15 protein-coding genes are annotated in these 25,277 nt (G+C 70.1%); 5 read left to right on the top strand and 10 right to left on the bottom strand.

Annotated elements, in window-relative coordinates; translation table 11 throughout:
* Positions 1 to 106: 106 nt before the first annotated feature.
* Positions 107 to 694, top strand: coding sequence for an NAD(P)/FAD-dependent oxidoreductase (locus DV707_RS07440; RefSeq protein ID WP_103989893.1), 588 nt, complete (start codon positions 107 to 109; stop codon positions 692 to 694).
* Positions 695 to 826: 132 nt separating this feature from the next.
* Here DV707_RS07440 and DV707_RS07435 read toward each other — a convergent pair whose 3' ends face one another.
* The 4 genes from DV707_RS07435 to DV707_RS07420 all read right to left on the bottom strand — a co-directional run bounded on the left by DV707_RS07435 (position 827) and on the right by DV707_RS07420 (position 9,693).
* Positions 827 to 3,529, bottom strand: coding sequence for an outer membrane protein assembly factor BamB family protein (locus tag DV707_RS07435; RefSeq protein ID WP_103989894.1), 2,703 nt, complete (start codon positions 3,527 to 3,529; stop codon positions 827 to 829).
* A 57-nt stretch (positions 3,530 to 3,586) separates the two neighbouring features.
* Positions 3,587 to 4,066, bottom strand: a complete 480-nt coding sequence (locus DV707_RS07430; protein ID WP_103989895.1) for an SRPBCC family protein — start codon at positions 4,064 to 4,066, stop codon at positions 3,587 to 3,589.
* Positions 4,067 to 4,172: 106 nt separating this feature from the next.
* Complete coding sequence (locus tag DV707_RS07425; RefSeq protein WP_103989896.1) at positions 4,173 to 4,805, bottom strand: IS6 family transposase; 633 nt, start codon at positions 4,803 to 4,805, stop codon at positions 4,173 to 4,175.
* A gap of 337 nt (positions 4,806 to 5,142) precedes the next feature.
* Positions 5,143 to 9,693 (bottom strand): glycoside hydrolase family 15 protein, encoded by a 4,551-nt coding sequence (locus DV707_RS07420; protein ID WP_103989897.1) that lies wholly within the window; start codon positions 9,691 to 9,693, stop codon positions 5,143 to 5,145.
* 133 nt (positions 9,694 to 9,826) lie between these two features.
* On the opposite strand from DV707_RS07420, the gene malA reads away from it, so the two are divergent.
* From malA to DV707_RS07405, 3 genes are all read left to right on the top strand, one after another.
* Entirely contained in the window at positions 9,827 to 11,851 is a 2,025-nt protein-coding gene (gene malA, locus DV707_RS07415) for an alpha-amylase MalA (RefSeq protein WP_103989898.1), read from the top strand.
* On the top strand, positions 11,851 to 14,334 hold the full coding sequence (gene gghA / locus DV707_RS07410) for a glucosylglycerol hydrolase (RefSeq protein ID WP_103989899.1): 2,484 nt from the start codon (positions 11,851 to 11,853) through the stop codon (positions 14,332 to 14,334). The genes malA and gghA overlap by 1 nt, the downstream gene beginning before the upstream one ends.
* A 94-nt stretch (positions 14,335 to 14,428) precedes the next feature.
* Positions 14,429 to 14,680, top strand: a complete 252-nt coding sequence (locus DV707_RS07405; protein WP_103989900.1) for a hypothetical protein — start codon at positions 14,429 to 14,431, stop codon at positions 14,678 to 14,680.
* A 93-nt stretch (positions 14,681 to 14,773) separates the two neighbouring features.
* Here the strand turns inward: DV707_RS07405 and DV707_RS07400 are convergent, their stop codons facing one another.
* From DV707_RS07400 to DV707_RS07380, 5 genes are all read right to left on the bottom strand, one after another.
* Positions 14,774 to 16,939: a DUF7846 domain-containing protein gene (locus tag DV707_RS07400; RefSeq protein WP_103991182.1), complete on the bottom strand. Its 2,166-nt coding sequence runs from the start codon at positions 16,937 to 16,939 to the stop codon at positions 14,774 to 14,776.
* Positions 16,940 to 17,035: 96 nt separating this feature from the next.
* Positions 17,036 to 18,256 carry an ABC transporter ATP-binding protein gene (locus DV707_RS07395; protein ID WP_103989901.1) on the bottom strand — a complete coding sequence of 407 codons (1,221 nt, stop codon included), beginning with the start codon at positions 18,254 to 18,256 and terminating at the stop codon, positions 17,036 to 17,038.
* Positions 18,246 to 19,859, bottom strand: a complete 1,614-nt coding sequence (locus DV707_RS07390; protein WP_103989902.1) for an ABC transporter permease — start codon at positions 19,857 to 19,859, stop codon at positions 18,246 to 18,248. The genes DV707_RS07395 and DV707_RS07390 overlap by 11 nt, the downstream gene beginning before the upstream one ends.
* Positions 19,860 to 19,883: 24 nt before the next feature.
* Positions 19,884 to 21,077, bottom strand: coding sequence for an extracellular solute-binding protein (locus DV707_RS07385; RefSeq protein ID WP_103989903.1), 1,194 nt, complete (start codon positions 21,075 to 21,077; stop codon positions 19,884 to 19,886).
* 45 nt (positions 21,078 to 21,122) lie between these two features.
* Positions 21,123 to 22,295: an alpha-1 4-glucan-protein synthase gene (locus DV707_RS07380; protein WP_103991183.1), complete on the bottom strand. Its 1,173-nt coding sequence runs from the start codon at positions 22,293 to 22,295 to the stop codon at positions 21,123 to 21,125.
* A gap of 104 nt (positions 22,296 to 22,399) precedes the next feature.
* Here DV707_RS07380 and DV707_RS07375 point away from each other — a divergent pair, with 104 nt between their 5' ends.
* On the top strand, positions 22,400 to 22,882 hold the full coding sequence (locus DV707_RS07375; RefSeq protein WP_103989904.1) for an HPP family protein: 483 nt from the start codon (positions 22,400 to 22,402) through the stop codon (positions 22,880 to 22,882).
* A gap of 19 nt (positions 22,883 to 22,901) precedes the next feature.
* On the opposite strand, the gene DV707_RS07370 is transcribed toward DV707_RS07375, so the two are convergent.
* On the bottom strand, positions 22,902 to 25,268 hold the full coding sequence (locus DV707_RS07370) for a DEAD/DEAH box helicase (RefSeq protein ID WP_103991184.1): 2,367 nt from the start codon (positions 25,266 to 25,268) through the stop codon (positions 22,902 to 22,904).
* Between the last annotated feature and the right edge of the window lie 9 nt (positions 25,269 to 25,277).

Below are 25,277 nucleotides of genomic sequence, written 5' to 3'. Positions count from 1 at the left end.
CGTAATAAAACTGCGTCACGCGATCGCGGACGTTCGGCCGGCGTCCCCCGCTACGACGCCTCCGCCGCCCAAACACTCAATCGCCTGGAAATCGTATCGGTAACGAATGACACGAGTTGCAATCGTCGGCGGCGGCCCCGCCGGCCTCTCGGCAGCACTGTTCGTTGCGAAGAACGGCCTCGACGCCGTCGTGTTCGACACCGACGGGACGTGGATGCACAAGGCGCACCTGTTCAACTACCCCGGCGTCGGCTCTCTCGACGGGTCGGCGTTCGTGCAGACGGCGCGACAGCAGGCGGACGATTTCGGGGCGGAACGCCACCAGGGCGCGGAGGTCACAGGCGTCGAGTCCGCGGACGACGGCTTCGTCGTCACCGCCGACGGAGAGACGCACGAGGCCGACTACCTCGTCCTCGCGACCGGCGCGAACCGCGACCTCGCCGAGTCGCTCGGCTGTGCGTTCTCCGACGACGACACCGTCGACGTCGACGTCTCGATGGAGACCAGCGTCGAGGACGCCTACGCCACCGGCGGGATGGTCCGCGCCGAGGAGTGGCAGGCGGTCATCTCCGCCGGCGACGGCGCCGCGGCGGCGCTGAACATCCTCTCGAAGGAGAAGGGCGAACACTACCACGACTTCGACACGCCGGCCACCGCCGAGGAGGTCTTCGGCGGCCTGCGCGACGAGGCCTGAGCGACAGCCACTCCCTCTCGCGACGATCTCGTTTCGGGTCGCCCCCGGCCTCACTCGCCAGCGCTCACCCGTCGACGCTCACTCACCAACCGTCGGCCCCGGCTTCACTCACCGACCGTCGCTTCCCGACGCTCACTCGCCGACGACCGCGTACACGTTCCCGGTCTGATCGGCCACGAACACTGCACCGTGACCGACCGCCGGCGGGGCATCCATCCACCGCCCCAGCGTCAGCCGCCAGCGGACGTCGCCGCTCGCCGCATCGAACGCCCAGAGTGTCCCCTCGTGATCACCGGCGTACACCGTCTCGCGTCCGACCGCGGGCGTCGCGCGGACCCCGCCGTCGGTCTCGCGTCGCCACGAGACGGACCCGTCGCCGCGACTCAGCGCGACGACCTCGCCCGCGTCCGTTCCGACGAAGACGCGGTCGTCGGATACCAACGGGCCGCCGTATACCGCGCCGCCGACTTCACGCCGCCAGCGGCGCTCGCCGGCGACGTCGTAGGCGGTCACTCGCCCCGACTCGTCGGCGACGAAGACCGAGTCGTCGACCGCGACGGGGCCGGCACGGACCGACTCGCCCAGCGACACCTCCCACTCGATCCCGGGGCGGGCGGTTCCGCCCTCGCCGTCGCCATCCCCGCCGGCCGTCGAGTCCGTCCCCGGGTCGACGGCCACGAGCCGCCCCGAGTCGGTCGCGACGAACGCGCGCTCTCCGGTCACCGCCGGCGCTCCGCTCACGCGCCCGCCGCCGCCCTCCGACCCGTCGTCTGCGTCGCCGCTGCCCCCGTCGCCGCTACCCCCATCACTGCCGCCGTCGTCCCCGTTCCTGTCGTCTCCCGTCGCCAGCGAGAGCCGCCACAGCAACCGCCCGTTCCGGGGGTCGACGGCGGCGACTCCCTCGTCGGTCCCGAGGTACGCTCGCCCGTCGGCGTACGTGACCGGCGAGCGCGGGCGCACGTCGAGGTCGCGCTCCCAGAGCGCCTCCGGTTCCGGAAGGTCGATGTGCGGCGTCGGCGTCCGCGTCGGCTCCCCCGGATCGGGGGTCGCGGTCGGCGTCGGCGTGGGTTCGAGTTCGTCTCCCGGTGGGTCCCCGTAGTCGACCGTCCGGACGCGGTACAGCGACCCGTCGGTGCCGCCGCCGAGGAGCGTCTCCGCTCCCGCCTCGGCTGTCGCTGACCCGCCTGCCGTCGTCGTCCTCGTCCCCGCGTCCGTCCTCGTCGGCGATCCGGCGCTTCCCTCGCCGCCCGTCTCGGACCCGCTCTCATCCGCCTCGTCTTCGAGGAACACCGGCGTGATCGCGGGGGTGGCCGCCCCGCCGACGAGCGACAGCTCCTGGCCCTCGCTCGCGAGGACGTCGTACGTTCCGCCGTCCCCGGCCGCGCCGGCGACGGTCCGCGGGCCGACGACCGGTCCGGGCATCGTCGCCGGGCGGAACGGGAACTCCCAGTTCCGGTCCCCGGTCGAGGCGTCGAACCCCACGACCGTCCCGAACTGGTCGCCGGCGTAGACGGTACCGTCGCGGAGTCGAACGTCGAACTGAACGACGGAACCGGTCTCCCCGCGCCAACTCACCTCGCCGTCGTCTCGACCGACCGCGACGACGCCGCCGTCGGTGCCGAGGACGACGTCGTCCTCGGTGAGCACGGGATTCGTCCCGCCGCCGACGTCGGAGCGCCACAGCACGGTCCCGTCGCGGTCCAGTTTCACGGGGCCCTCCCCGAGCACGACGACGTAGACGCCGTCCGCGCCGGCGGTCGGTCCCCGGGTCACCCAGTCGCCAACGGTCTCCCGCCAGATTCGATCGCCGGACGCGGCGTCGACGGCGTCCACCGAACCTCGGTTCGTACCGGCGTAGACGACGCCGTCGCGATGGCCCGGCGGCGCGGTCGGCGGGCCGTCGAGCGGTCGCTCCCACAGCCGGTCGCCCGAGTCGGCGTCGAGCGCGACGAGCACGCCCGGTGCGTCGCCGCCGTCGCCCGTCTCCCAGCGTCGCGCGGTGACGTAGGCGACGCCGTCGACGACGAGCGGCGGGAACGCCCGACTGGGCGTGACCGCCTCCCAGAGCACCTCGCCGCTCTCGACGTCGACGGCGACGACCCCGTTCGAGAACGTCCCGACGAGCGCTCGCGCCCCGACGAGCGTCGGCGCGTAGAGGACGCCGCCGGGGAGGTCGATCTCCCGAAGCCGCTCACCGCTCGCGGCGTCGAAGACGACGAGTCGCTCGCGCGTCGGGACCACGACGAACCCGGACCCGGCGGCCGGCGGGAACTGGCCGTCGCCGAGCGTCGCTCGCCAGCGGACCTCGCCCGCGGAATCGAGCGCCGCGACGCGGCCGTCTTCGGCGACGACGTACGGGCCGACCGCCGCGTCTCGGGCGTCGCCGTCGCCTCCCTCGACCCGCGCCTCCGGGGCCGCACCGACTGCCGCGCCGACCGTCCCGGCGCTGTCCGTCGCCCACCGGACGCTCGGGGCCGCGGTCGGTCCCGAGGCGTCGACGGCGCCGGTGTTCCCCGCGTCGGCGCGGGCCTGCGGCCACGGGCCGGCGACGTCGGGTGCGGGGCCGGGCCGGGCGGGTGTGGCCTCGGTCGGCGAGCCGTCGGTTCCGTCAGTGTCACTGGCCGTACCGGGACCGCCGGGCGTCGTCTCGCCGCACCCGGCGAGCACCCCACCGACACCGACGGCGATCCCGGCGAGAAACCGGCGTCGGGAGGGTCCAGTGGCTCTCGAACCGCCATCGAGGTCGGCGGTATCGACGGCGTCCGAGATGCGCTCGCTGTCCTCGGACCGCGAGGCCTCGGCCGACGAGTCGGGACCGCGTGGAGGGCGTTTCATACCGCCCTCTGTCTCGGCCGTCGATAAGTGTCTTCGGTGCGGCTCGATCCCCGGTCGTTACTCCAGTAGCTCCTTCGTCTTGCGGTGGCGCGCGCGGAACATCGGCTCGAACCCGACGACGGCGAGCGGCGAGACGTTGCGCCCGACCGCCCCGCCGGGGAGTTCGTACTCGACCTCGTCCTCGACGATCGTCTCCTCGCCGTCGGCGACGAAGCGATGCGTGTGGACCCACTCGGCGAACGGCCCGCCGCGCATCTCGTCGCGGAAGACCGCCCGGTCGTCGCTCTCCTCGCGGTCGACGACGACCGACGTCCACCGCTGTCGCGGCCCGATACCGAAAGGCCGCATCGAGAGGCGTATCTCCGAGCCGGTCTCTAAGACCTCGGGGTCGGGATCGCCGTCGGGGCCGGTGACGGACTCGACGCGGAGGTTCATCCAGTCAGGCGTGAGCGCTTCGAGGCCGGAGATCCGCGAGTGGAACTCCCAGACCGCAGACAGCGGCGCGTCGACGCGGGTGAGACGCGAGTACGTGGTCATACGTCGAGAGACGCGCCCGCCACGCAAAAGCGACGTGGCCGCGCGGGAGGCGTCCGACCGGCTCGCCGTCACCCCGAGAAGACGGCGCACCGACGGTCGTGTTAACTTAAGTATGATTCCACCAGACGGCGTGGGCTTGCAACCACGTTTCCGCGGTCGGTGGATCGACGTGGCTGAAACAGTTTGAAAACGAAGAGGTTCGTCGTTGTACTTCTCTAAAAATACGTTCGACAGAATTTCTGAAGCCGTGTTGTTCGACGCGATAGCTGTAGTTTTCGCGGCGGAGACCACCGATCAAATCGTCTGCATCATTGACGAGAAACAGCGCGTCTTCGACATCGTGTTTCTCAGCTAATTCAGTGAGAAACTCTCGTGCGATCGCGATCGTATACGTCGGAAACAGCCGTGAATGAAGGATACTGTTCGTCTCAGGATCGACCGCAGCGTACAGCCAGTACTGCTCGTCGTTGATCCGGATCGCTTTCTGATCGACCGCAACGCGATCCGGGCTCTCACCGTCAGCTGGCTGTAGATCGGCTTTCTGTACCCAATTGTGAACAGCGACACGACTTCGATCAACACCCAAATCCTCAAGAAGAATAACTGTATTCGAAAGTGATAGTCCTGCGAGATGGTGGCGAATACCTTTTTCAATGATCTCGCGGGGTGTCCGCTCTCGCTCCACAAACTCCAAGTCGATCCACTCGGTACACTCGGTGAGGGGGGCGGTTTTCGGCATAGAGCACTGAATCCCCGTCCCGCCTCATCCTTAACTTAACACCGCCGCACCGACCGGACGTACCTTTATATACGGAGGCGCGGCCAGTCGCCCCGTGATCTGACTCTCGTCCCGCGCCGCTCCGCGGTTGTTCGGCACACCGGCGCGGGTCACGAAAGCGGCAGCGACGTCGCCGATCGGGCGTCGGACAGAACGTCGACGGTCGAACGTCGCACCAACGACGTCGTCGGTCGAACGTCGGAACCGACCGACTGTCTCCCCGTGCCGACTGTTCGCCCCACGCTCTCCCGTCCGAGCGGATCGTGTCGACGCGGACGATCCATCCACTACCTCGATCTCACAGCGTGAAGCGCGTCACGCTCGTCCCGGCCGATTGCAACTCCTCGTCGCTGGCGGCCGCGACGGTGATCTGGTTCTCCCCGTGTTCGATGTCGAGCGACGTCTCGAAGGACCCCTCGACGGGGTCGACGAGCGCCGTCTCCGAGGGCGTCTTGACCGCGACGACGGCGGCGTCCGTCCGTCCCGAGACGACGAGTTCGTCGCCCTTGAACCGGGTACTGACCTGCAGTCGCGGACCCTCCGGGCGGTCGCCCTCGACGTATCGCTCGCGCAGGACCGACGGCATCTCGACCGGCCGGCCGGCGTCGATGCTGTGCGCCAGCCTGACGAACTGGGCCATCGACCACGCGAGCGGCGTCGCCGCCCCGGTGCCCTCGCCGAACGCCCAGTTGTACTCCGTGCTGTGCTCGCGGTCCCAGACCTGCTCGGAGAGCATCCGACCGGAGTTGGCGAACCCGGCCATCGTCTCCAGCAGGTTCCCCGGTTCGAGCGCCTCCTCGTCGGTCCCGTAGAGCAGTTCGTACTCGCCGCGTTCGCCCGTGAAGATCGGCCAGAGGCGTCCCTTCCCCTTCGACTCGATCGACCAGGGCGCACCCTCCTCGTCGACCGCGCGCTCGCCGTACCCGTCGCCGTTGTAGCGGTAGAAGGCAGGCCCGTGCGGCGTGTCGACGCGGAGCGTCCCGTCGACCTCCGCGATCGAGTTGCGGATCACCTCGTCGTCGGCGGGCTTGATGCCGAGTCGGGTGAGTTCGAGGAAGCCGGCGTCGATGATCTCCCGCTCGTCGAGCGTCGGTCCGTTGTTCGCGAGCGTCCGCAGGTGGCCGGCGTCGGGATCGCCGTCGCGGGTGATCCGGACGTAGTACGGCGTGTTGGTGTGCCGTTCCGTCCCCGTCTCGGTCGCGGTCCACTCCTCGACGCGGTCGGTCCAGTCGTCGGCCAGCGACTGCCAGATGAGCGCGTCGGCGGACTCTCCCTCGTCGCTCGCGATGTCAGCCGCGCAGGCCAGTCCGGCGATCTCGGCGGCGATCGACGACGGCGAGTAGCCGGCCTCCTCCTCCCAGCGCTCCTGGGCGGTCGGCGGGCCGTTGCGCGCGACGTAGTCCGCCGACCGCTTGACGTTCTGGTAGCCGTACTCGGCGTCCGCGAAGCCGACTCCGCGCTGCCGGAGCATCCACGCCATCACCTGCGGGAACGAGATGTTGTCCATCTGTTCGCCGCCCCACCGGGCCCGCCCGTTCAGGTAGGTGTTCTGCGGGATGAACCCGCGGTCGTCCTGCTGATAGCGGTAGATGTACTCCAGCGCCAGGCGCGCCGTCTCGAGGTCTCCGACCGCCTCGAAGACCGTGAACACCTGATAGAGGTCGCGCGACCAGACGAAGTTGTAGCCGTAGCCCTTCGCCTCCTCGGCGGTGACGGCCTCGCCCCACGGCACCGACGGCGAGGCGATCCCGGCGCCCAGGAACGTCTTGTCCTCGACCGCGCGCAGCGACATCAGACAGGTCTTGTACTGCTTCGCGAGGGACTCGTCGTCGAGGACCGACGCCGGAAGCTCCTTATCGGCGAGGAAGTCGTCCCAGGAGCCGACGTAGTCGCGGCGGACCGTCTCGTAGCCGCGGCTGAGTGCGCCGGCGGCCTCGCCGAGCGCGGCCGCCGTATCGGCGTCCTCGGCGAACCCGAGGGCCAGGTGCTGGTCGACCGCCGATCCGGACCCGATCCGGCCGACGAGCACGACGCTCTCGTCGTCGACGCTGTCGACCGGCGTGGGTTCGATACCGTCCGTGAACAGCTCCGCGAGGTACTCCGATCCGGCGACGCCGACGGTCGCCCAGTCGAAGCGGCCCGCCGCGGCCATCGCGGCCGCGACGCTGTATTCGGTGCCGTCCTCGTCGATGAGCAGCGGTTCGACGTCCTCGCCCTGATCGTACGCGCTGGCGTCGCGAGCGACGAGTTGATACCCCGCGGATCCGCCGAGTCGGAGGCCGCGGTCGGTCGACCCGGTGTTGGTGAGCGAGGTGTCGGCGACGGCGTACAGTTCGTACTCGTTGTCGTCGGCGGCCTCGAACGCGACGTCGACGAGCAGCGCGTCGTGTTCGGGATCGGTCACGTACTCCGCGGTCAGCGTCCACTCGTGACCCCGGCCGTCGCCGGTCTCGGAGATCACGTGTCGGAACAACAGGGCGTCGTCGTCGACGATCTCGGCCCGGCGCTCGATCGTGTCGGCGTCGTCGTCGCGGCGCGTCTCGTTGTGCGTCCGCGCCGTGTAGTCCGCGCCGTCGCCGGTGTCGACCACCAGGAAGTCGAACGTCCGGAGGTTCATCAGGTCGACCCGCGGGAACCGGACCTCCGTCAGCGAGCCCTCCGTGAGCGTGAACCAGACCCGCGAGGGGTCCTCTGCCGTGTGGTCGGCGACCGTCCCGACGCCGTACTTTTCGCCCGTCGTCCACCGGGGTCGACCGGCGGGGCCGGAGGGCGCGGGCTTCGGTGCCGGCAGCGCGTCGGAGGACGCGAGGGTCCCCGTGGCCCTGAGGCGCATCGCGTGCGACCACGCGAGCGGGGTCGCGCTGTCGCGCGTGCCGTCGTCGAACGTCTGCTCGGCGAGGTACCCCGCCCCGGAGCAGAACGAGCCGTCGCGGCCCAGTAAGTCGTACAGCCTCGTCGCGTGTTCGAGGAAGGTCTCCGCCGCGCTCGAACGCCCGTGATCGTCGAGCAGCGCCGCCAGCTCGGCGGCGGCGTTCGCGCCCCAGGCGGTCGAGACCGACCACACCTTCTCGTCGTCCTGGTCGGCGCTTCGCCAGTAGTCGCCCTCGAACCGAATCAGGCCCGCGACCTCGCCGTCGTCGGACTCGCGGTAGAGGTCCTCGAGCGCCGTCTCCATATGGCGCTCGAGCCGCGACACCGCCCCCGGAGAGAGTCCGTCGAGCGCGCTGATCTCGTCGTAGGCGGCGAACGCCTCGACGAGGGCGAACGACCCCGAATCGAGCCGCGAGTCGAGGCCGCCGTCGCGCACCCGAAGCGCGTACACCTCGTACTCGTCGTCCCAGAGCCGATCGAGTCCCTCGAAGACCGACTCCGCTTGGGAGGCCGCGTGCTCCGCCAGCGCGTCGCCGACGGGCGCCTCGGCGACCGTCGCGTACGCCTGCAGGAACGTCGCGGCGGTGTGGACGAAGCGACCGACCATGTTCTCCCAGGCGTTCTGACACGTCGTCGGAAGCCCGTCGGCTTCGAGGTCGTCGTCGAGCGCGTCGATGCCGTCCTCGACGGCGCTGCGGAACCGACTCCGCTGTTCGGCGGTGAGGTCGGACCGTCGCTCGGACAGCAGCGTCGCGAGGTAGGTGACGACGCTGGCGGTCTGATCGGCCTGGTACTCGGGGTCCTCCGAGTCCTCGATCCGCGCGTTCGCCCAGCCGGGCGCCAGCGAGCCGTCGATCGCCCACACGCGGTGGGGCCACGACCCGTCGTCGAGCTGGGTCTCACAGAAGAACGACCCGACCTTCGTGAGCCGCGAGGTCGCGTCCAGTCCGAGCGCGTCGTCGCTTCGCAGCAGGTGCCGCGCGCTCTCGGCCTCGTCGCGGAACCAGGTGTAGCCGTAGCCACCGGTGTGGGTGTAGAACGGATCGAACTCGGGGCCGGCGATGTGTGCCCCCGACGGTGCGGTCAGCAGCGAGAGCGCGCGCAGGTCCGAACGGACCGACTGCTGGCGGGGCGTCCCCTCGGGGACGACGATCTCCGCTCGCTCCCGTGCGGCCGCTCGAATGTCTGCCGCACTCGTGTGCGAGAGCGCGCAGTTCCGGAGGTCGGCCAGTGCGGTCTCGCGGTCCACCTCGTCGTGGTCGGACACCTGCGTGACGAGCGTCGTCTGGACACCGCGGCCCTCCTGTTCCAGCGGCGCGGAGACGACGATGTCGCCGCTGAGGTGGGTGTCCTCGTACCGTTCGAGGACGGCGTCGCGCGGGAAGTCGAAGGCGTCCGCCGAGAGCATCTCCTCGAACCGCTCGGGGACCTGACCGCGAACGTCGTCGATCCCGGTCGAGGCGGTGACGTAGTCGTGCTCGTTCCGGTGGAACACCTCGACGGCCTGCGTGTCGTTCGGGCCGCCCTCATCGTGGATGAGCCGGCCGACCTGCGTCTCGCGGCCCTCGGGCGCGAGGGTCAAGAACGCAGTCAGGTGGGCGTCGGTCGGAATCGCCCCGCGGAGTTCGACGTGGGTGACGTGGGCCCGACCGAGCGTGAGGTCGTACTGGTGGACGGTGTACGATTCGGCGTCGTATTCGGTTTCGACGAGGCTCGTCTCGCGGTAGTAGTGCTGTCTGACCGGTTCGAGGTCGTCGAACCAGCGGATCTCGCCGTCGGCTTCGATCGCGAATCTGGAACGGTCGATCCCGTACAGCCCCGACAGCGCAGACGAGTAGTCCCGCAGTGATCCGTGTTTCCCGACGTGAACGAGCCGGTCGCCGTGCCCGGAGAGCGCGCCCTCGGTCGTGGGCAGTTCCCCGGGAAACCGCCCGTCTCGGTCGCGCTTATATTCGTTCAGCACGGTCCGTAGTCTCATACACACGGACCAGAGTCCCTACGACATAAGTATTGGCGGAAATCGTCCCGTCGCCCCCGTATACCACACGATAGATGGACAGAGACAGCCGGGCGGGGCAAAGACAAAGTCCCGAGGTCCCGTTCGAACCGGTATGGACCATCCAGGCCCCCCCCGGTTCGTCGCCGTCGGCGAATCCGTCCAGCTCGCGCCCCGCGACCCCGACCCGGACGCGACCTACGACTGGCGGGTACGGAGCGCGCCGGCGAGCAGCACGATCGAATTTCCCGAACGCAAGGCGGTGGTGGAGTTCGTCCCCGACGCGGCGGGTACCTACCAGTTCGAGCTCACCGCGCCGGATCAGACCCACAGACTCACCGTCAGGGCGTTCCCGGGCGAGCTCGCACCCGCGGGGCGGACCGCCGGCGCGAGCGGCGCGAGCGGCTACAGCGGCCGGGGGAGCGGATCGGCTCGGCCGCCGGCGGAGAGCGGCGGCGTCTCGGGCTCGGGGTCGGGCACCCACTCCGAGGGCGGCGGCAGCGGTCGACCGCGGATACAGCTCCGCGGATCGATCGAGGGCGACGAACTCGTCGTCCGGGCCGACCCGCAACCGCACCCCGACAGCGACACCGACCGCGACGAGGTCGTCGTCGAGTTCCTGCTCGACGACCGCGACGACGTCGACCCGGACGAAATCCAGACCGAGGGCTGGGAGCTTCGGATCCCGACCTCGGCGGTGGGCGACCGCGTGCGGGTCCACGCCGTCGCGGTCGCGGACGCCTACAGCGTCCCCGACACGATCGAGTTCGTCCGTGAGGCCCTCCCGGACGGGAGCGGCCCGGGAAACGCGTTCGCCACCGCCGAGGAGGCCCACGCCCCGGACGGCGGCGCGGTCCGGGAGACGGGATTCGAGGTCGTCCGCCCGAACGACCCCCCGGAGTGGGCGACGGAGGTCACGCTCTATGAGATCTACGTCCGCGGGTTCGCGGGCGGGACGGAGGAGGGCGAGGCGTCCGTCTTCGAGCAGATCGAGGCGCGGCTCGACTACCTGGCGGACCTCGGCGTCGACTGCCTGTGGCTGACGCCCGTGCTCGAAAACGACCACGCGCCGCACGGCTACAACATCACGGACTTCTTCAGCATCGCCGACGACCTCGGCGATCGCGAGGACTACGAGCGGTTCGTCGAGGCCGCACACGACCGCGGGATGAAGGTGCTCTTCGACCTCGTGTTGAACCACTCTGCGCGCGACCACCCGTTCTACCAGGACGCCTACAAGAACCCCGACTCGGAGTACTACGACTGGTACGACTGGCGGGAGGACGGCGAACCGGAGACGTACTTCGACTGGGAGTACATCGCCAACTGGAACTTCGAGAACCTCGCCGTCCGCCGGCACCTCCTCGACGCCGTGGACACGTGGTTCGAGGTCGCAGACGGCTTCCGGTGCGACATGGCGTGGGCCGTCCCCGACACGTTCTGGCGGGAACTCCGCGACCGCGTGAAGGCCCGCGATCCCGACTTCCTCCTCCTCGACGAGACCATCCCGTACATCGCGGACTTCCACGACGGGATGTTCGACATGCACTTCGACACCACGCTGTACTTCACGCTGCGGCAGGTCGGCCGCGGCGACGCCCCCGCCGAGTCGATCGTCGACGCCGTCGAACAGCGCACCGCGGTCGGCTTCCCGCCGCACGCGGCGTTCATGCTCTACATCGAGAACCACGACGAGACGCGCTACCTCGTCGAGTGCGGCGACGACGCCGCGATGGCCGCGGCGGGCGCGCTCGTGACCCTCCCGGGCGTGCCGATGCTCTACGGCGGTCAGGAACTCGGCCAGCGGGGTCGCCGGGACGCCATCGCCTGGGACGACGCCCGCGAGGAGTTCCGCGAGCACTACGCGCGACTCGTCGCGCTCCGCGAGGAGGTCCCCGCGCTCGGCCCCGACGGCTCGATAGCGCGCGTCGACCACGAGACCGACACCGACCGCGCGGTCGCCTTCGCGAGGGAACGCGACGGCGAGACCTACGTCTGCGCGCTGAACTTCGGCGCGTCGTCGGCGACGGTGACGCTCGATGGACTGGACGTCGACGCCACCGACCTCGTCTCGGGCGAGTCGCTCTCGACCGCCGACGGCCTCGAAGTCGACGACGTCGCGGTCTTCCGGACGGCCTGATGGGCCGAGACTCGACCGCGGATCGGAGTTCAGAGTCGACCCCCTGCGGACTGCTCGAAGACCAGACCGCGGAACTGCTCGCGTGGCACCGGGCGGTGAAATCGCGTCACGAGGACGACTTCGCGGCCGCGACCGAACTGACGGGGCGACTGGGAGCGCACCCGAATGACGACGGCAACGCGGAAGTGGGCTTCTGGACGCCCGACCTCGTCGAGGCCGGCGTGCCCGAGTCGGCGGTGTTTCTGGAGGTACTCACGCCGCCCGCGGATCTCGATCCCGGCGCGACGGACGCCCGCGAGGTGACGTTCGACCGCTCGCGCGTTCCGCTGGAGCGCGAGGGCGACTACCACTGGGGCGTCGTGGCCGGGCTTCGACCGGGGACGCGAGAGCGCCTGGGGTCGCTCTATCGGTTGACGTACCGCACGCGGGAGGGGGAGTGGGAGACGGTCGCGGACCCGCTGGCGTACTCCGTCCCGTTCGGGCCGTTCGCGCCCGCGGAGTTCTACGACGTCGATCGGCTCGACGAGACGCGAGCGGACCGGGGCTACTTCGAGGCCCTCGGGACCGACGGAGAGCGCGTCCCGACGCGCGAGGACGACGGCCTCCCGCGGATCGAACCGGCGACGAGTATGCTCGAGATCCACCCCGGAACCGCCACGGACCGCGGGTCGCTGGCCGGCCTCGCCGACGTGTACGAGTCCATCGGCGACGCCCAGCGGGGCGACGGCGACCTCGACGCCTGGCAGCGGAACTTCGTCGGCTACGACGCCGTGCAACTGATGCCGGTCGAACCGCTCACCCAGAACGAGACGTCCCACGAGTTCTGGACGGCCGAGACGGCGACAGAGGAGTCGCTGACGGCGACCGTCGCACGGCCCGAGCAGATAAACTGGGGGTACGACATCGTCGTCTCGGCGTTTTCGGCGCCGAACCCGGCGGTACTGGAGACCGGACGCCCGGACGAACTTGTCGACTTCATCGCCGCCTGTCACGGGCTTCCGCGGCCGATCAAGGTCGTCTTCGACGTCGCGCTCGGTCACGCCGACGACCGGGGGGCGGAACTGCTCGCCGACCGCTACGTCCTCGGCCCCGGGATGTACGGCAAGCACCTCGATTACACCGAGCCGACCGCCCGCGCCGTCTTCTTGGAACTCCAGCGTCGGAAGATGGACTTCGGCGCGGACGGGATCAGGGTCGACGGAGCGCAGGACTTCACCGCTTACGACCCCGACACGGGCGAGATGTACCACGACGACGACTTCCTCGCGGAGATGGACCGGGTCGTCCAGGAGGTCGCCGGCACGGAGTACCGACCGTGGATGATCTACGAGGACGGCCGGCCGTGGCCCCGCGAGGACTGGGAGTTGGCCTCGTCGTACCGCGCGCTGACCGACCAGCACCCCCACGCGTTCCAGTGGTCGCCGGTCACGTTCGCGCACAACACGCCCGCGCTCCTCACCTTCTGGGCGACGAAGTGGTGGCGCGTCCGCGAGATCGGCGAGTTCGGCAGCCGCTGGATCACCGGCGTCGCGAACCACGACACCGTCCGCCGCGGCACGCAGGTCGATCCGACGACCGCGTTCACCCGCTCACCGATCAACCCCTACCTGGGCGACGGGTACCCCGAAACCCTCGACGAGGCCTACGACAACGCCGCCGCGTCGATGCTGTTTCACGCCTTCCTCCCGGGCGTCCCGATGGATTTCGCCCACGCGAACATGCGTGCGCCCTGGGGGTTCGTCCGCGACACCGACGACGCGTGGAACGTCAAGGTCGTCGCCGAGGAGGCGAACTTCCTCCACTGGCAGGTGCGGGAGTCGGACTTCGCCGACGACCGGTTCTTCGAGCGGGTGAAGTCGCTGGGCTTCGAGTCGCTCGCCGAACTCCAGACGGTGATGGACGCGCTGGCGGCGGCGGTCGACGTCACCGACTACGACCTGACGGCGGTTGCGGCGATGCTGTCGGCGCTGGATCCGCCGCTCGGGAAGGACGACGTCTCCCCCGCGGACCTCGAAGCCCTCGCCGACGCGTGGATGCGGGACGTCCGCGAGTTCTCGACGCTCGACCACTGGCGGGACGCGCAGGAGGAAGAGCGGACCGGGTTCCGCCTGCGGACCCGGGAGTTCCGCCAGGCGCGCGAGTGGCTCCGCGCGGACCTCCGGGCGGACGAGTACTTCGCCTACCGGCACCCGACGGAGGGGACCGTGCTCTACTACGGCCTCCGCCGAGCGCCGCCCGAGGCAGACGGCGACGAGGAACTCCTGTTCGCGGCGAATATGGAGGGCGTCGCGGTCGAGGTCGCCCCCGATTCGCTCGCGGCCGACGCGGCGGCGGACGCGAACGCCCCGTCGGTCCCGACGGCGGGGTGGGAACTCGCGCTGATCGCACCGGGGGCCGAGGCGCGCCCCGGCGACGCGGACGGGTCGGCCCCCGCGGTGACGCTCGACAACGCCGAGGCGGTCGTCTGGCGGCGGGACCCCTGACCGGGCGCCCGTCTGCCGACTCGGCCGCGGAGGGGCGTCGAGACGCCGTTCGAAACCCACAGATACGAGTTACCCCCGCCCCTATGATCGGGCAGTGACAGACTCGTACGTCTGCCCGCACTGCGGGCACATCGAGGAACGCCCCTACCGGGTCCGGCTCATCGTTCTCACCTGTCCCGACTGCGGGGAGAACGGGCGGTTCATTCACCGGTCCCTCGCCGACCGACTGGACGAGGTACCCGAACCACAGCGACCCGAGGACTGGGAGGAGATGCCGCTCGACGATCGGCTCCGGTACGCGATCCGCGAGGAACTCCTCGATATCAGTTTCACCGGACCGATCTGAGCGTCGGCCGGCACGGCGCGCGGCAGCCGCGGACTTCACCGGGATCCGCCGCTCACGACGCGCGCTGCCGCGAACCGTCCGAAAGCTCGGCGGTCACGACGCGACGCGCGCGTCCATCGCGACGGAGACGCCGTCGACGTAGTCACCGTCGGGGCCGACCCAGGTCCCCTCGTACCCGCACTCGGTCGTCAGCCGGCAGACGCGGGTCTCCGGGGGCCAGACGGCCCGGACCCCTCCGTCGGCGTCGCCGTCGATGGTGACCTCCTGTCTGTAGGTGACGCTCGACCCGCCGACGCCGACGAACGTCACGACGAGGTCGACCTCCGCGCCGCCGTCTGCGAGCGGAACGTCGCGGAAGCGCGACCCGCCCTCGTACACCAGGTTCTCCGCCCGCGCGGCGTCGGGGCCGATGGTCCACTCGACGCGGACCGTGTCGTTCGTCCGCGCGGCGTCGGGGACGCTGTAGCGGGCGTACCCCTCCGGCGTCTCGACGCGGACGCTCGTACTCGACGCCGCCGCGGGCACGCCGACCGTCGTGGTCGCCCGGACCGACTCGCCCTCGAGGACGCGGAGCCGCCGGAGCTCCGAGTTCACGGGGAAGTACGCGCCGGTCCAGTCCCCCCGGTAGGTGAACCGGTACGCCGTCCGGTTCGTCGCGGCCAGGACGGCCAGGTCGCGCTCGGGACTCCCGTCGGTCGCGTAGACGACGTCGCCGTCGTAGCCGCCGCCGGAGCGGAGGTACTGGAACGGGTGCGCCTGCCAGTCGCCGTAGGGGTCGGGCGTGAACACGAGCGCGTCGTCGAAGGAGCGGTCCTCGAACGGCTCGTAGGTCGCTTCCAGACTGTCGGTCCGCCGTTCGTTCGCCGCGAACGGCCCCTCGACGACGGCCGCCTCGGCGGAGGCGACGACCGGCGCGGAGACGACGAGGCCGACGAGGAGCGCGATCCGGGCGCGGCGGCGGGTGGTCACCGACCGAAGCAGCGACCCCGCACCGCGGACGAGGAACGCGACGCCTGCCGCGCCGAACACCGCGACCGGGACGAGCGCATCGAAGTGATAGAACGGCCCGAGGAGGTCGATGAGGCCGTTCCGGAGCCCGTTGTGGGTCCCCCAGAAGTACGCCTCGCCGAGGAAGACGGACGGGAGGACCGCGAAGAGGACCGCGGCGACCTCGCCGCTTCCCATCCCCGCCGCGGGATCGAAGCGAGCGATCGCACCGGGTCCGCTCCGCCCCCGTTCGCGCCACAGCGCCGCGAGGACGCCGACGGCGGCGAGCGCGGTCCCGAGGAGCCCCGCGGCGACCCACTCGGTGAAGAAGTACTCGACGATCCGCTCTGTCACGTCGGCCGCCAGTGCGGGCGTGTACTCCCGCTCGTAGTTGAGGATCTCCCGCGTGCCGAACCCGATGCCGTCGTTCGGCGCGAACGCGGCGTAGGGAAAGAGGAACGGATCGCCGGTCACGACCGCGTTGTACGCGAGCGTCACGCCGACGAACGCCGCGCCCGGAAGCGCGATCGCGAGCGACCGCCCGAGTACCCCCCGGAACCCCGGCGACCACCCGGACCGCCGCCAGGCCACGTCGAGAGAGGCGAGCGTGTGGCCGATGAACGGGAGCGCGAACAGCACCGCCGTGTAGGGCCGACAGAAGAACGCCACGCCGACGGCCGTCCCCGCCGCAGCGCCCCACCGACGGCTCCCGGTCCGCGCCGCGCGGACGTACGCGGCCGCGAACGCGACGTTCAGCATCGTCGCCGGCGCGTAGGAGAAGAACGTCGCGGAGGTGAGCAGGAACAGCGGCGACCCGGCGAGGATCGGCACCGCGAGGAGTCCCACGCGGCGGTCGAAGGCGGCCGATCCGAGGAGGTAGACCCCGCCCGCGGTCGCCGCCGCGACGAGCCCCAGCGCGATGTTCCAGTCGCCGAGGAGCCGTCCGATCGCGAAGACCGCCGGCGCGACCGGCGAGTACTTGCTGTACATCCGGACCTCGCCGCCGACCTCGTCGACGACGAAGAACCACGGGCGCACCGCCTCCCACGGGATGTCGCCGGGGCGGAGGAACAGCTTCCCCTCCAGGAGCATCGCGGCCTGATAGAGGTAGACGCCCTCGTCGTCGTTGACCGAGTGGTACGGAAAGAGGTCGATCGCGAGGTAGTAGACGAGGCCGCCGACCGCGAGCGCGAGGACGGCGGCGACGACCCGCTCGGGTCGGTCGCGTCCGGCGGCGACGACGGCACGGGCGGCGACGGCGACTCGCTCCAGGCGGTCGCGGACTGCGGCGACGACCGAGCGCGGGGCGAGGCGGAGGCGGCGAACGAGCGACCGGAGTCGAGAAGTGAACTGTCGTCGCGACACGGCTCACTCGCCGTATCGGGAGTCGTCTTCGGGGCGCTGCTCGCGCGGGAACCACGCGAGCTCGTGGTCGGCGTCGAGTTCGAGGTCGACCGGCCCCTCCTTCGGGACGTTCTCGTCGTGGTTGTGCATGCACTGGATCGACTCTCCGGTGTCCAGTTCCACCTCGTAGAGGAACGTCGGGCCCAGGTACCGGCGGGCGACGACCTCGCCGCAGCTCGACTCCACGCCCTCGCAGTCGAGGTGACGGACGCTCACGTCGTCGGGGCGGACGAGCAGGTCGATCCGGGTGTGGTCGTACTCGCTCGCGAGGCCGTGGATCTGGTCGCGCGGGACGGTTCCGAGGTCGGTCTCGACGACGTCGCCGGAGACGTACCCCGGGACGAAGCTCGCGTAACCCAGGAAGGCGGCGACGAAGCGCGACTCGGGGTGTTGGAAGACGCCCTCGGGGTCGCCGATCTGTTCGATCTGTCCGTCGTTCATCACCGCGACCCGATCCGAGATGGAGAGCGCCTCCTCCTGGTCGTGGGTGACCGAGACGGCCGTGACGCCGGTCTCTTTGATGATCTGACGGACCTCCTCGCGCATCTCGACGCGGAGGTCGACGTCGAGGTTCGAGAACGGCTCGTCGAGGAGCAGGATCTCCGGTTCGGGAGCGAGCGAGCGCGCGAGGGCGACCCGCTGCTGCTGCCCGCCGGAGAGCTGATCCGGGTAGCTCTCGCCCTGGTCGGCCAGGTCGACGAGTTCGAGCAGTTCGTCAACGCGCTCTCGGACCTCCTCGTCGGGCCGGTCCTTCAGTCCGAAGGCGACGTTCTCCCGCGCCGTGAGGTGCGGAAAGAGCGCGAACTCCTGGAAGACGACGCCGACGCCGCGCTCCTCCGGCGGGACGAACGTCGACCCCGACACCGAGCGACCGTTCAGCCGCACCGCGCCCCCGTCGGGCCTCTCCAGCCCGGCGACCAGCCGAAGCGTCGTCGTCTTACCGCAGCCGGACGGGCCCAGAAGCGTCAGGATCTCGCCCTCGTTGACAGTCAGCGAGAGCCCCTCGACGACCGTCTCGGTCCCGTAGGACTTACTGAGTCCGTCGAGTTCGAGGACGACGTCGCCGTCGGTACCCGCTGCCGAGGGGCCGGCGGGCGATTCGGCGTCCGCCGGTCCCTCGCCAGCCCCTGTCTCCGTGCGTTGCTCCGAGTCCGACTCTACTGCAGCGTGCGTGCTATTTGACATCGTATCCCTCCTGTCTGAGAATCACGAGCATCGAGAGCCCCGAGACGAAAAGCAAGACCAGCGCCGGCACCGCCGCCTGTCCGAAGTACCCCGATTCATAGGCTGTCCAGATATGCGTGACGAGCGTGGTAAAACCCGACGGTCGCAGAAGCAGCGTCGCCGGCAGCTCCTTCATCGTCGTCAGGAACACGAGCGCCGCGCCGCCGAAGAGCCCGGGCGCGACCAGCGGGAGCGTGACGTACCGGAACGCGCCCGCGGAGGTCTGCCCGAGCGTCCGCGCCGCCTCCGGAAGCGCGGGGTCGACCGAGAGGAACGACGCCCGGAGCGACCCGACAGACTGGGGCAGAAACCGGATCACGTACGCGAACACCAGGAGATACAGGGTCTGGTAGATCGGCGTCGCGTACTGGCTCCCGAAGAAGACCAAGGCGAGGCCGAGAACGACCCCCGGGACGGCGTAGCCGACGTAGCTGATCCGCTCGAACGCCGTCGGGAGGAGGCCGTCGTACCGCGCGGAGAGGTACGCGACCGGGAGGCCGGCGACGACGGCGACGGCGGCGGCGGCGGTCGCGATGACGACGGAGTTGGCCGCGTAGGACCACTGGAACGCCAGCGACTGGTTCACCGTCGCCGAGGCGGTTCCGAGCCACGACAGCAGGATCACGAGCGGGACGACGAGCGCCAGACCCGCGATCGCGGCCGCGAAGCCCATCGCGGGGTAGCGCCACCCGCCGAGCGAGACGACCGCGCGCGAGCGCCCGCCGGCGGTGGTCCGCTCCTCGCCGCGGACGCGGGACTCGAGCCAGAGGATGAAGACCGTCACGGCGACCAGTTGCAGGGAGAGCAGCGTGGCGGTGTCGCGCCCGAACGTCCCGAACTCGACGAAGATGACGCGCGTGAACACGTCGTAGCGCATAATCGACGGCGTCCCGAAGTCCGCGAGGACGTAGAGCCCAGAGAGCAGCGCCCCGGCGGCGACCGCCGGGCGGATCTGGGGGACCGTGACCCGCCTGAACGTCTCCCAGCGGTCGTGTTCGAGCGTCCGCGCGGCGTCGATCAGCGTCGTGTCCATCGACTTCAGCGACGCGCGAGCGGTGATGTAGACGTACGGGTAGGTGTAGAGCGTGAGGATCAGCACGGTCCCTTCGAGGCCGTAGATCTCGGGGATCCGCTCGATCCCGATCGGCGCGAGCAGGCGCTGGAAGCCCCCCTGCGGGCCGAACGCCGAGACGAACGCGAACGCGCCGACGTAACTCGGGATCACGAGCGGCAGCGAGACGACGACCGTCCAGAAGCGTCGGAAGGGCAGGTCGGTCCGGACCGTCAGGTACGCCAGCGGCACGCCGATGACCACGCAGGCGGTCGTCGTCAGCACGACGAGGACGGCGCTGTTGAGGAGGACTTCGAGCGTCGTCGGGCGCGTGAGGAGCGCGGTTGCCTCCGCGAAACCGACGTCGAGGCTCGTCTTGATCAGCCACAGCACCGGGAGCAACACCGCGGCCGCGACGGCGGCGGCGGCGACGGAGACGCCGAGCGGGAGTCGCGTCTGCTCGTCGGCCTCTCCCGCGTCGTCGTCCGCCGTCGTCCGGTGCTCCGTGGCCATCTTCACGTGGGTGTTCCCGGACCTCTAGAGGACGCCGGTCTCACGCAGGAGATCGATCGTCCCCTCGAGATCCGCGAGTTGTGAGAGGTCTATATCCTCGGGCGGGTTCAACTCGTCGATCGTCGGCAGTCGGCCGATCGGTTCGACCTCCGGGACGAGCGGGTACTCGAAGGTGGTCCGAGCGAAGTAGTCCTGCGCCTCCGCCGAGAGGAGGTGCCGGACGAAGTTCGCGGCGAGCGTCGAGTCCTCGGCGGTGTCGAGGACGCAGGCCCCCGCGACGTTGAACACCGCGCCGGCGTCGTTCTGCGTGAACGTGGTTCTGAGCGGCGCGCCGAGACCGCGGCGAGCCAGCACGCGCTGGATGTAGTAGTGGTTCGTCAGGCCGGCGGAGATCTCGCCGTCCGCGACGGCTCGGGCGACCTGGAACTCGTCGCCGTACTGGCTCACGCCCAGCTCCTGCATCCCGGCCAACCACTCGCGGGTGGCCTCGTCGCCCTCGAGGATCCGCATCGCCGTGATGAACGCCTGGAACGAGGAGTACGTCGGCGCCCAACCGAGTTCGCCGTCGAACGCCGACGTCTCGGGGAACGCTATGATGCTGTCCGGGATGTCGGACTCGGAGAACGTGTCCGTGTTGTACGGGATCGAGCGGGCGCGGCCGGAGGTCCCGATCCAGTGGCCGTCGGGGGCGCGGAAGTTCTGGGGGACGAACTCCAGCACTTCCTGGGGGAGCTCCTGCGTTCGGTCCCGTTGCGCCAGCGCGCCGAGGGCGCCCGCGTTGACCGAGTAGAAGACGTCCACGGGGCTGTTCTGTCCCTCGGTCTGGATCTGGCTCACCAGTTCGGCAGCCGTGTTGTAGAGCGGCCGGATGGTGAGGTCGGGATAGCGGTCCTCGATGAACCCGACGAGTTCGCCGACGAGCGCCTGGCCGCGCCCGGAGTACAGCGTCAGTTCGCCCTCGAGGTCGGGCATCTCCGACATCGAGACGCCGGAGAGTTCCCGATCGCCGAAGGGCGACCGCCCGGAGCCGATTTGCTCCGGCGCACTGCCGCCCGTTCCGTCTCCACCGCTGTCGGCCTCCGTCTCCGTGTCGGTTCCGTCTCCGCCCGGCGTGTTGCACCCTGCGACGCCGACGATTCCGGCCGCGGCCGCGGCCTGGAGGAAGCGACGACGCGTTCGCGGGGTTTCGGTTCGCGAGGTCTCGTTGTGTTCCTTCATAGTTGTTTTAGGCCTGCCTAAAACGTATATACTTTCCGATACTATTCAGTCGTCGGCCGCGACGGCGGACTCCGCCCGGGCCCCCTCCGCGCCGGCCAGTTCGTCCAGGCAGTCGAGCCAGTCGAGCCAGTACTCGCCGCAGTGGTTCAGGAACGACCCGTTGTTCCACTCCGAGAAGTCGCCCCCGGCGAAGGCCCGGGCCATCTCGCGGGCGGCCCCCTCCCAGGAGTCCGCGTCGTCGGCGACGCCGTCGACGACCTCCCAGACGTGCTCGTTGAGTTCGAGGCCTGGGACCTCGTTGTTCAGGTCGTCGAACGTCGGCCGCGGGGCCTTGTTGTGCTCACAGAGGGGGTAGCCGTTGACGACGTCCTTCTCCAAGACGTCGGCGGCGCGCTTGAGGAACACGCCCGACCAGATGTCGTCGAAGCGGCCGACCTCCCACTCGTTGTCGTCCATCGGCAGCTGGTAGAACGCGGGGATGACCTCCCGCTCGAAGGCGAGGTTCATCGAGCAGACCGTGAGGTACTGGCCGGTCTCGGCGACGAAGTCGCCCTCGAAGTCCGCCTTCTCCGTCCGGGTCTGCGCCTGTCCCTGCAGGTCGCCGTCCATCAGGATGCGGACCGCGTCGAGGTCCGGAACGTTCGTCCACAGGCCCTGCGAGGCGACGACGTCCGTGAGTTCCCGGCGATCGGTCTGGACGTCCTCGTCCATCGCGGAGTAGGGGTATCCGCGGGGGTACAGACCGTGCTCCTCGGCGTTCTGGTAGAGGACGTTCACCCAGCGCTCCTCCGAGCGGACGGACTCGACCTCGTCGGTCCGGTCGAGGTTGGCCATATGGCGACCGAAGAAGTCCCACTCCTCGTGCGGCAGCGTGTCGTCGTCGATGAAGACGCCGCGCTCGAACCGCGGGTGCGCCCACATATACAGCAGTCCGAAACTGGTCTGGGCGTGCGAGGCGGCCGGGATCAGGTGCGAGAACGAGGAGAGGCCCCGCTCTTCGAACCACGCCTCCCGGCGCGACCCGTCGTAGACCGCGCCGTCGACGCCTTCTTCCTCCAGCATCGTTTCCATCTCCTCGACGTCGCAGAAGTCCTCCGTGACGAGGAGGACGAACAGTCGGTCGAGGTCGAACCCGTGCTCGCGGGCGTTCTCGAAGTACGCCCGCATACAGTCGTAGTCGCGGATCGTCGGCACCACGACACACACGTCCTGCTTCATCGACTGCATCTCTTTAGGCCGCCCTAAAAGTTCTGTCGCTCTGGGCACGACCCCGCGACGGAGCGATCGCTCCTTTCTTCTCTGAGGGCCCGCTCCACGGATCCGTGTCCGACACAGACGCGCGGGGCGACCTCGCGGTCGGGATCCGGGCCGGCGGGCTCCTCTCAGTCGCGGCCGCAGTCGCCTGGCTCTCCGGCGCGCCGGCCGTCTTTCCGAGCCTCGGTCCCACCGCGTACGTGCTCTCGACGGACCGCCCCGGCCCGTCCGAACGCGTCGTCGTCGGGGGGCACGCGGTCGGCGTCGTCGCCGGTCTCCTCGCGTACCTGGCCGTCTCCAGCGTCGTTCCCGTCCCGGCGTCGCCGCTGTCTTTCGACCCGCCGTGGCTGGCGATCAGCGGGGTCGCCTCGGTGGCGCTGACGACGGCCGGGATGCGTCTCACCCACCTCGTCCACCCTCCGGCCTGCGCGACGACGCTCATCGTGGGGCTCGGGCTTCTCGAACCGGCTCCGGCGCTCGTCGTCGTGCTGCCGGCGGTCGCGTCGGTGCTTTTGGTCGATCGGATTCTCTCGGAAACCCTCCGCCGCTGAGTGCGACGGCGGAAGCCGATCACTCCGCGAGCGAATCGAGCAACAGCACCGCCTCCGCCTTCGCGAGCGGGTCGTTGGCGTTGCCGCAGTGCGGCGACTGGACGCAGGCCGGACAGCCGTCGGCGCACTCGCAGTCGTCGATCATCTCTCGGGTCCGGCGGAGCAGCGTCTCGATCTCGTCGTAGCCGCTCTCTGTCAACCCCACCCCGCCGGGGTAGCCGTCGTAGACGAAGACGGTCGACTGATCGGTGTGGGGGTGATACGGCGTCGACAGGCCGCCGATGTCCCCCCGATCGCAGAGGAACGACAGCGGGAACAGCGAGATCATCCCGTGTTCGGCCGCGTGGATCCCGCCGTTGAACCCGTACTCGCCGCCCGCCTCGCGCATCTCCCGTTCGACGTCCGCGGGCACCGTGACGTATAGCGCGGTCGTCCGCAGCGTCGTCTCCGGCAGATCGAGCGTCTCCCGCCCGATCGCCTCGCCGCGACGCGGGTCTCGGCGCTCGAACCCCGTGATCTGCTTGCGCATCGTCACCTCGGCGAAGCGAACCTCCGTGTCGGGTCGAGCCGACAGCGACTTCGACTTCAGGTCCGCCTCGACGGTGATCGTCTTGTCGTGGAGGACGCGCGTGTAGTAGTCCGCCCAGGTCGGCTGGAGCGTCGCCGTGTCGCGGTCGAGGTCGAGTTCGACCACCTCGTAGGTGGTCCCCTGGTGGTGGTAGATCGCGCCCACGTGGGCGTCGCGCAGGGCGTCGGCGAACGACAGCGACGCGATCACCTCGTTCGAGCGCGCGTCGAGCAGGTCGACCTCGCGGCGCTCGATCGTCCGCAGGCTCATCTCGTGCTGCGGGCTGCCGTCGCCGTCGTACAGCCAGCGGATCCCCTCGTCGGTCTCGCGGCGTTCCAGCCGGCCCGCCTCCGACAGCGCGGCGACGACGTCCGGGAACGACTCGCCGAAGTGACGCGCATCTCCTGTTTTCAGCCAGTTTTCCCGCGCAGCCGAGGCGACGTGATCCGGAAGGAGTTCGTCGTTCTCGGGGTCGCAGACCGCCCGCTCGGGCTCCCCGTCCCAGAACTCCTCGGGGTGTCGAAGCAGGTACTGATCCAGCTGGTCCTCGCCGCCGACGAGCGCCACGAGCGCCTCGTCGTCGCCGCGGCCCGCCCGGCCGGCCTGCTGGAACGCCGACATCCGCGTGCCGGGGTAGCCGTCGATCAGCACGGCGTCGAGTTCGCCCACGTCGACGCCGAGTTCCAGGGCGTTCGTCGACCAGACGCCGCGGACCGAGCCGTCGTGCAGCCCCGCCTCGATCTCCCGGCGCCGATCGTGGTTCAGGGCGGCCTGGTACGCCGTCACCGACGCCGCCGCGTCGTGCTCGCCGCGCTCTCTGAGGTCGGAGGCGCTCTCGGTGGCGTACCGCTCGGCCGTCTGCCGGGCCCGCGTGAACGCGAGCGTCTGGAACCCCCGAGACACCAGGTCGACGAAGAGGTTCTTCGTCTCGACGTGGCTGGATCGGCGGCGACCGCTGCCGGAGGTGCTTCCGCCGGTGCTGTCGCCGCCGTCGGCGTCGGATCCCCCCGACCCGCCGTCGTACTCCGGCGGGTTCCACAGCAGCCAGTGTTTCGTGCCCGTCGCGCTCGCGTCCTCGTCGATCAGCCGGAACGTTTCTTCTCCTCGGCCGGTCACGCGGGCCGCGTGCTCGACGGGGTTGCCGATCGTCGCCGAGCAGCAGACGTACTGCGGGTCGCTCCCGAACCGCTCGCAGACCCGGTTCAGTCGACGGAGCGTCAGCGCGACGTGACTGCCGAAGACGCCCCGGTAGCCGTGTACCTCGTCGACGACGACCGTTTCGAGCGACCCGAAAAACCACTCCCAGAGGCGGTGGGCGTGCGGCAGCAACGCGTAGTGCAGCATATCCGGATTCGAGAGCAGTACGGTGGGACGGCGGTCGCGGACGTCGCGCTTCTCCGATTGGGAGAGCCGGCCGGTGTACCCCTCGACGGAGACCCGACTCCCGAACCCGAGGCCGTGGGCGAGGTCCGAGAGCGTCTCCCGCTGGTCCGAAACGAGGGCGTTCTGCGGGCCCAGATACAGCGTCCGGCCGCCATGATCCATCGCGCGCTCGAACGCCGGAACCGTGTACGCGAGGCTCTTGCCGCTCGCGGTCGGCGTCGCGAGCACGACGTTGTCGCCGTCGCGGACGGCCTCGATCGCGTCGGCCTGGTGCCGGTAGAGTCGGTCGATCCCGCGTTCTCCGAGCGCGCTCGCGAGTCGCGACTCCGTCTCCACGTCGGCGTGGTCGGCCGCGCGACCCTCGACGCGCCGGTGATCGCGGATCTGTCCCGCGTAGTACGGCCGGTCCTCGATCCGGTCGACGAGTTCGTCGATCGACGCGCG

It is taken from the genome of Halobellus limi, assembly GCF_004799685.1.
Classification (GTDB): domain Archaea; phylum Halobacteriota; class Halobacteria; order Halobacteriales; family Haloferacaceae; genus Haloquadratum; species Haloquadratum limi.
This window is presented reverse-complemented; position numbering and strand designations above follow the sequence as displayed.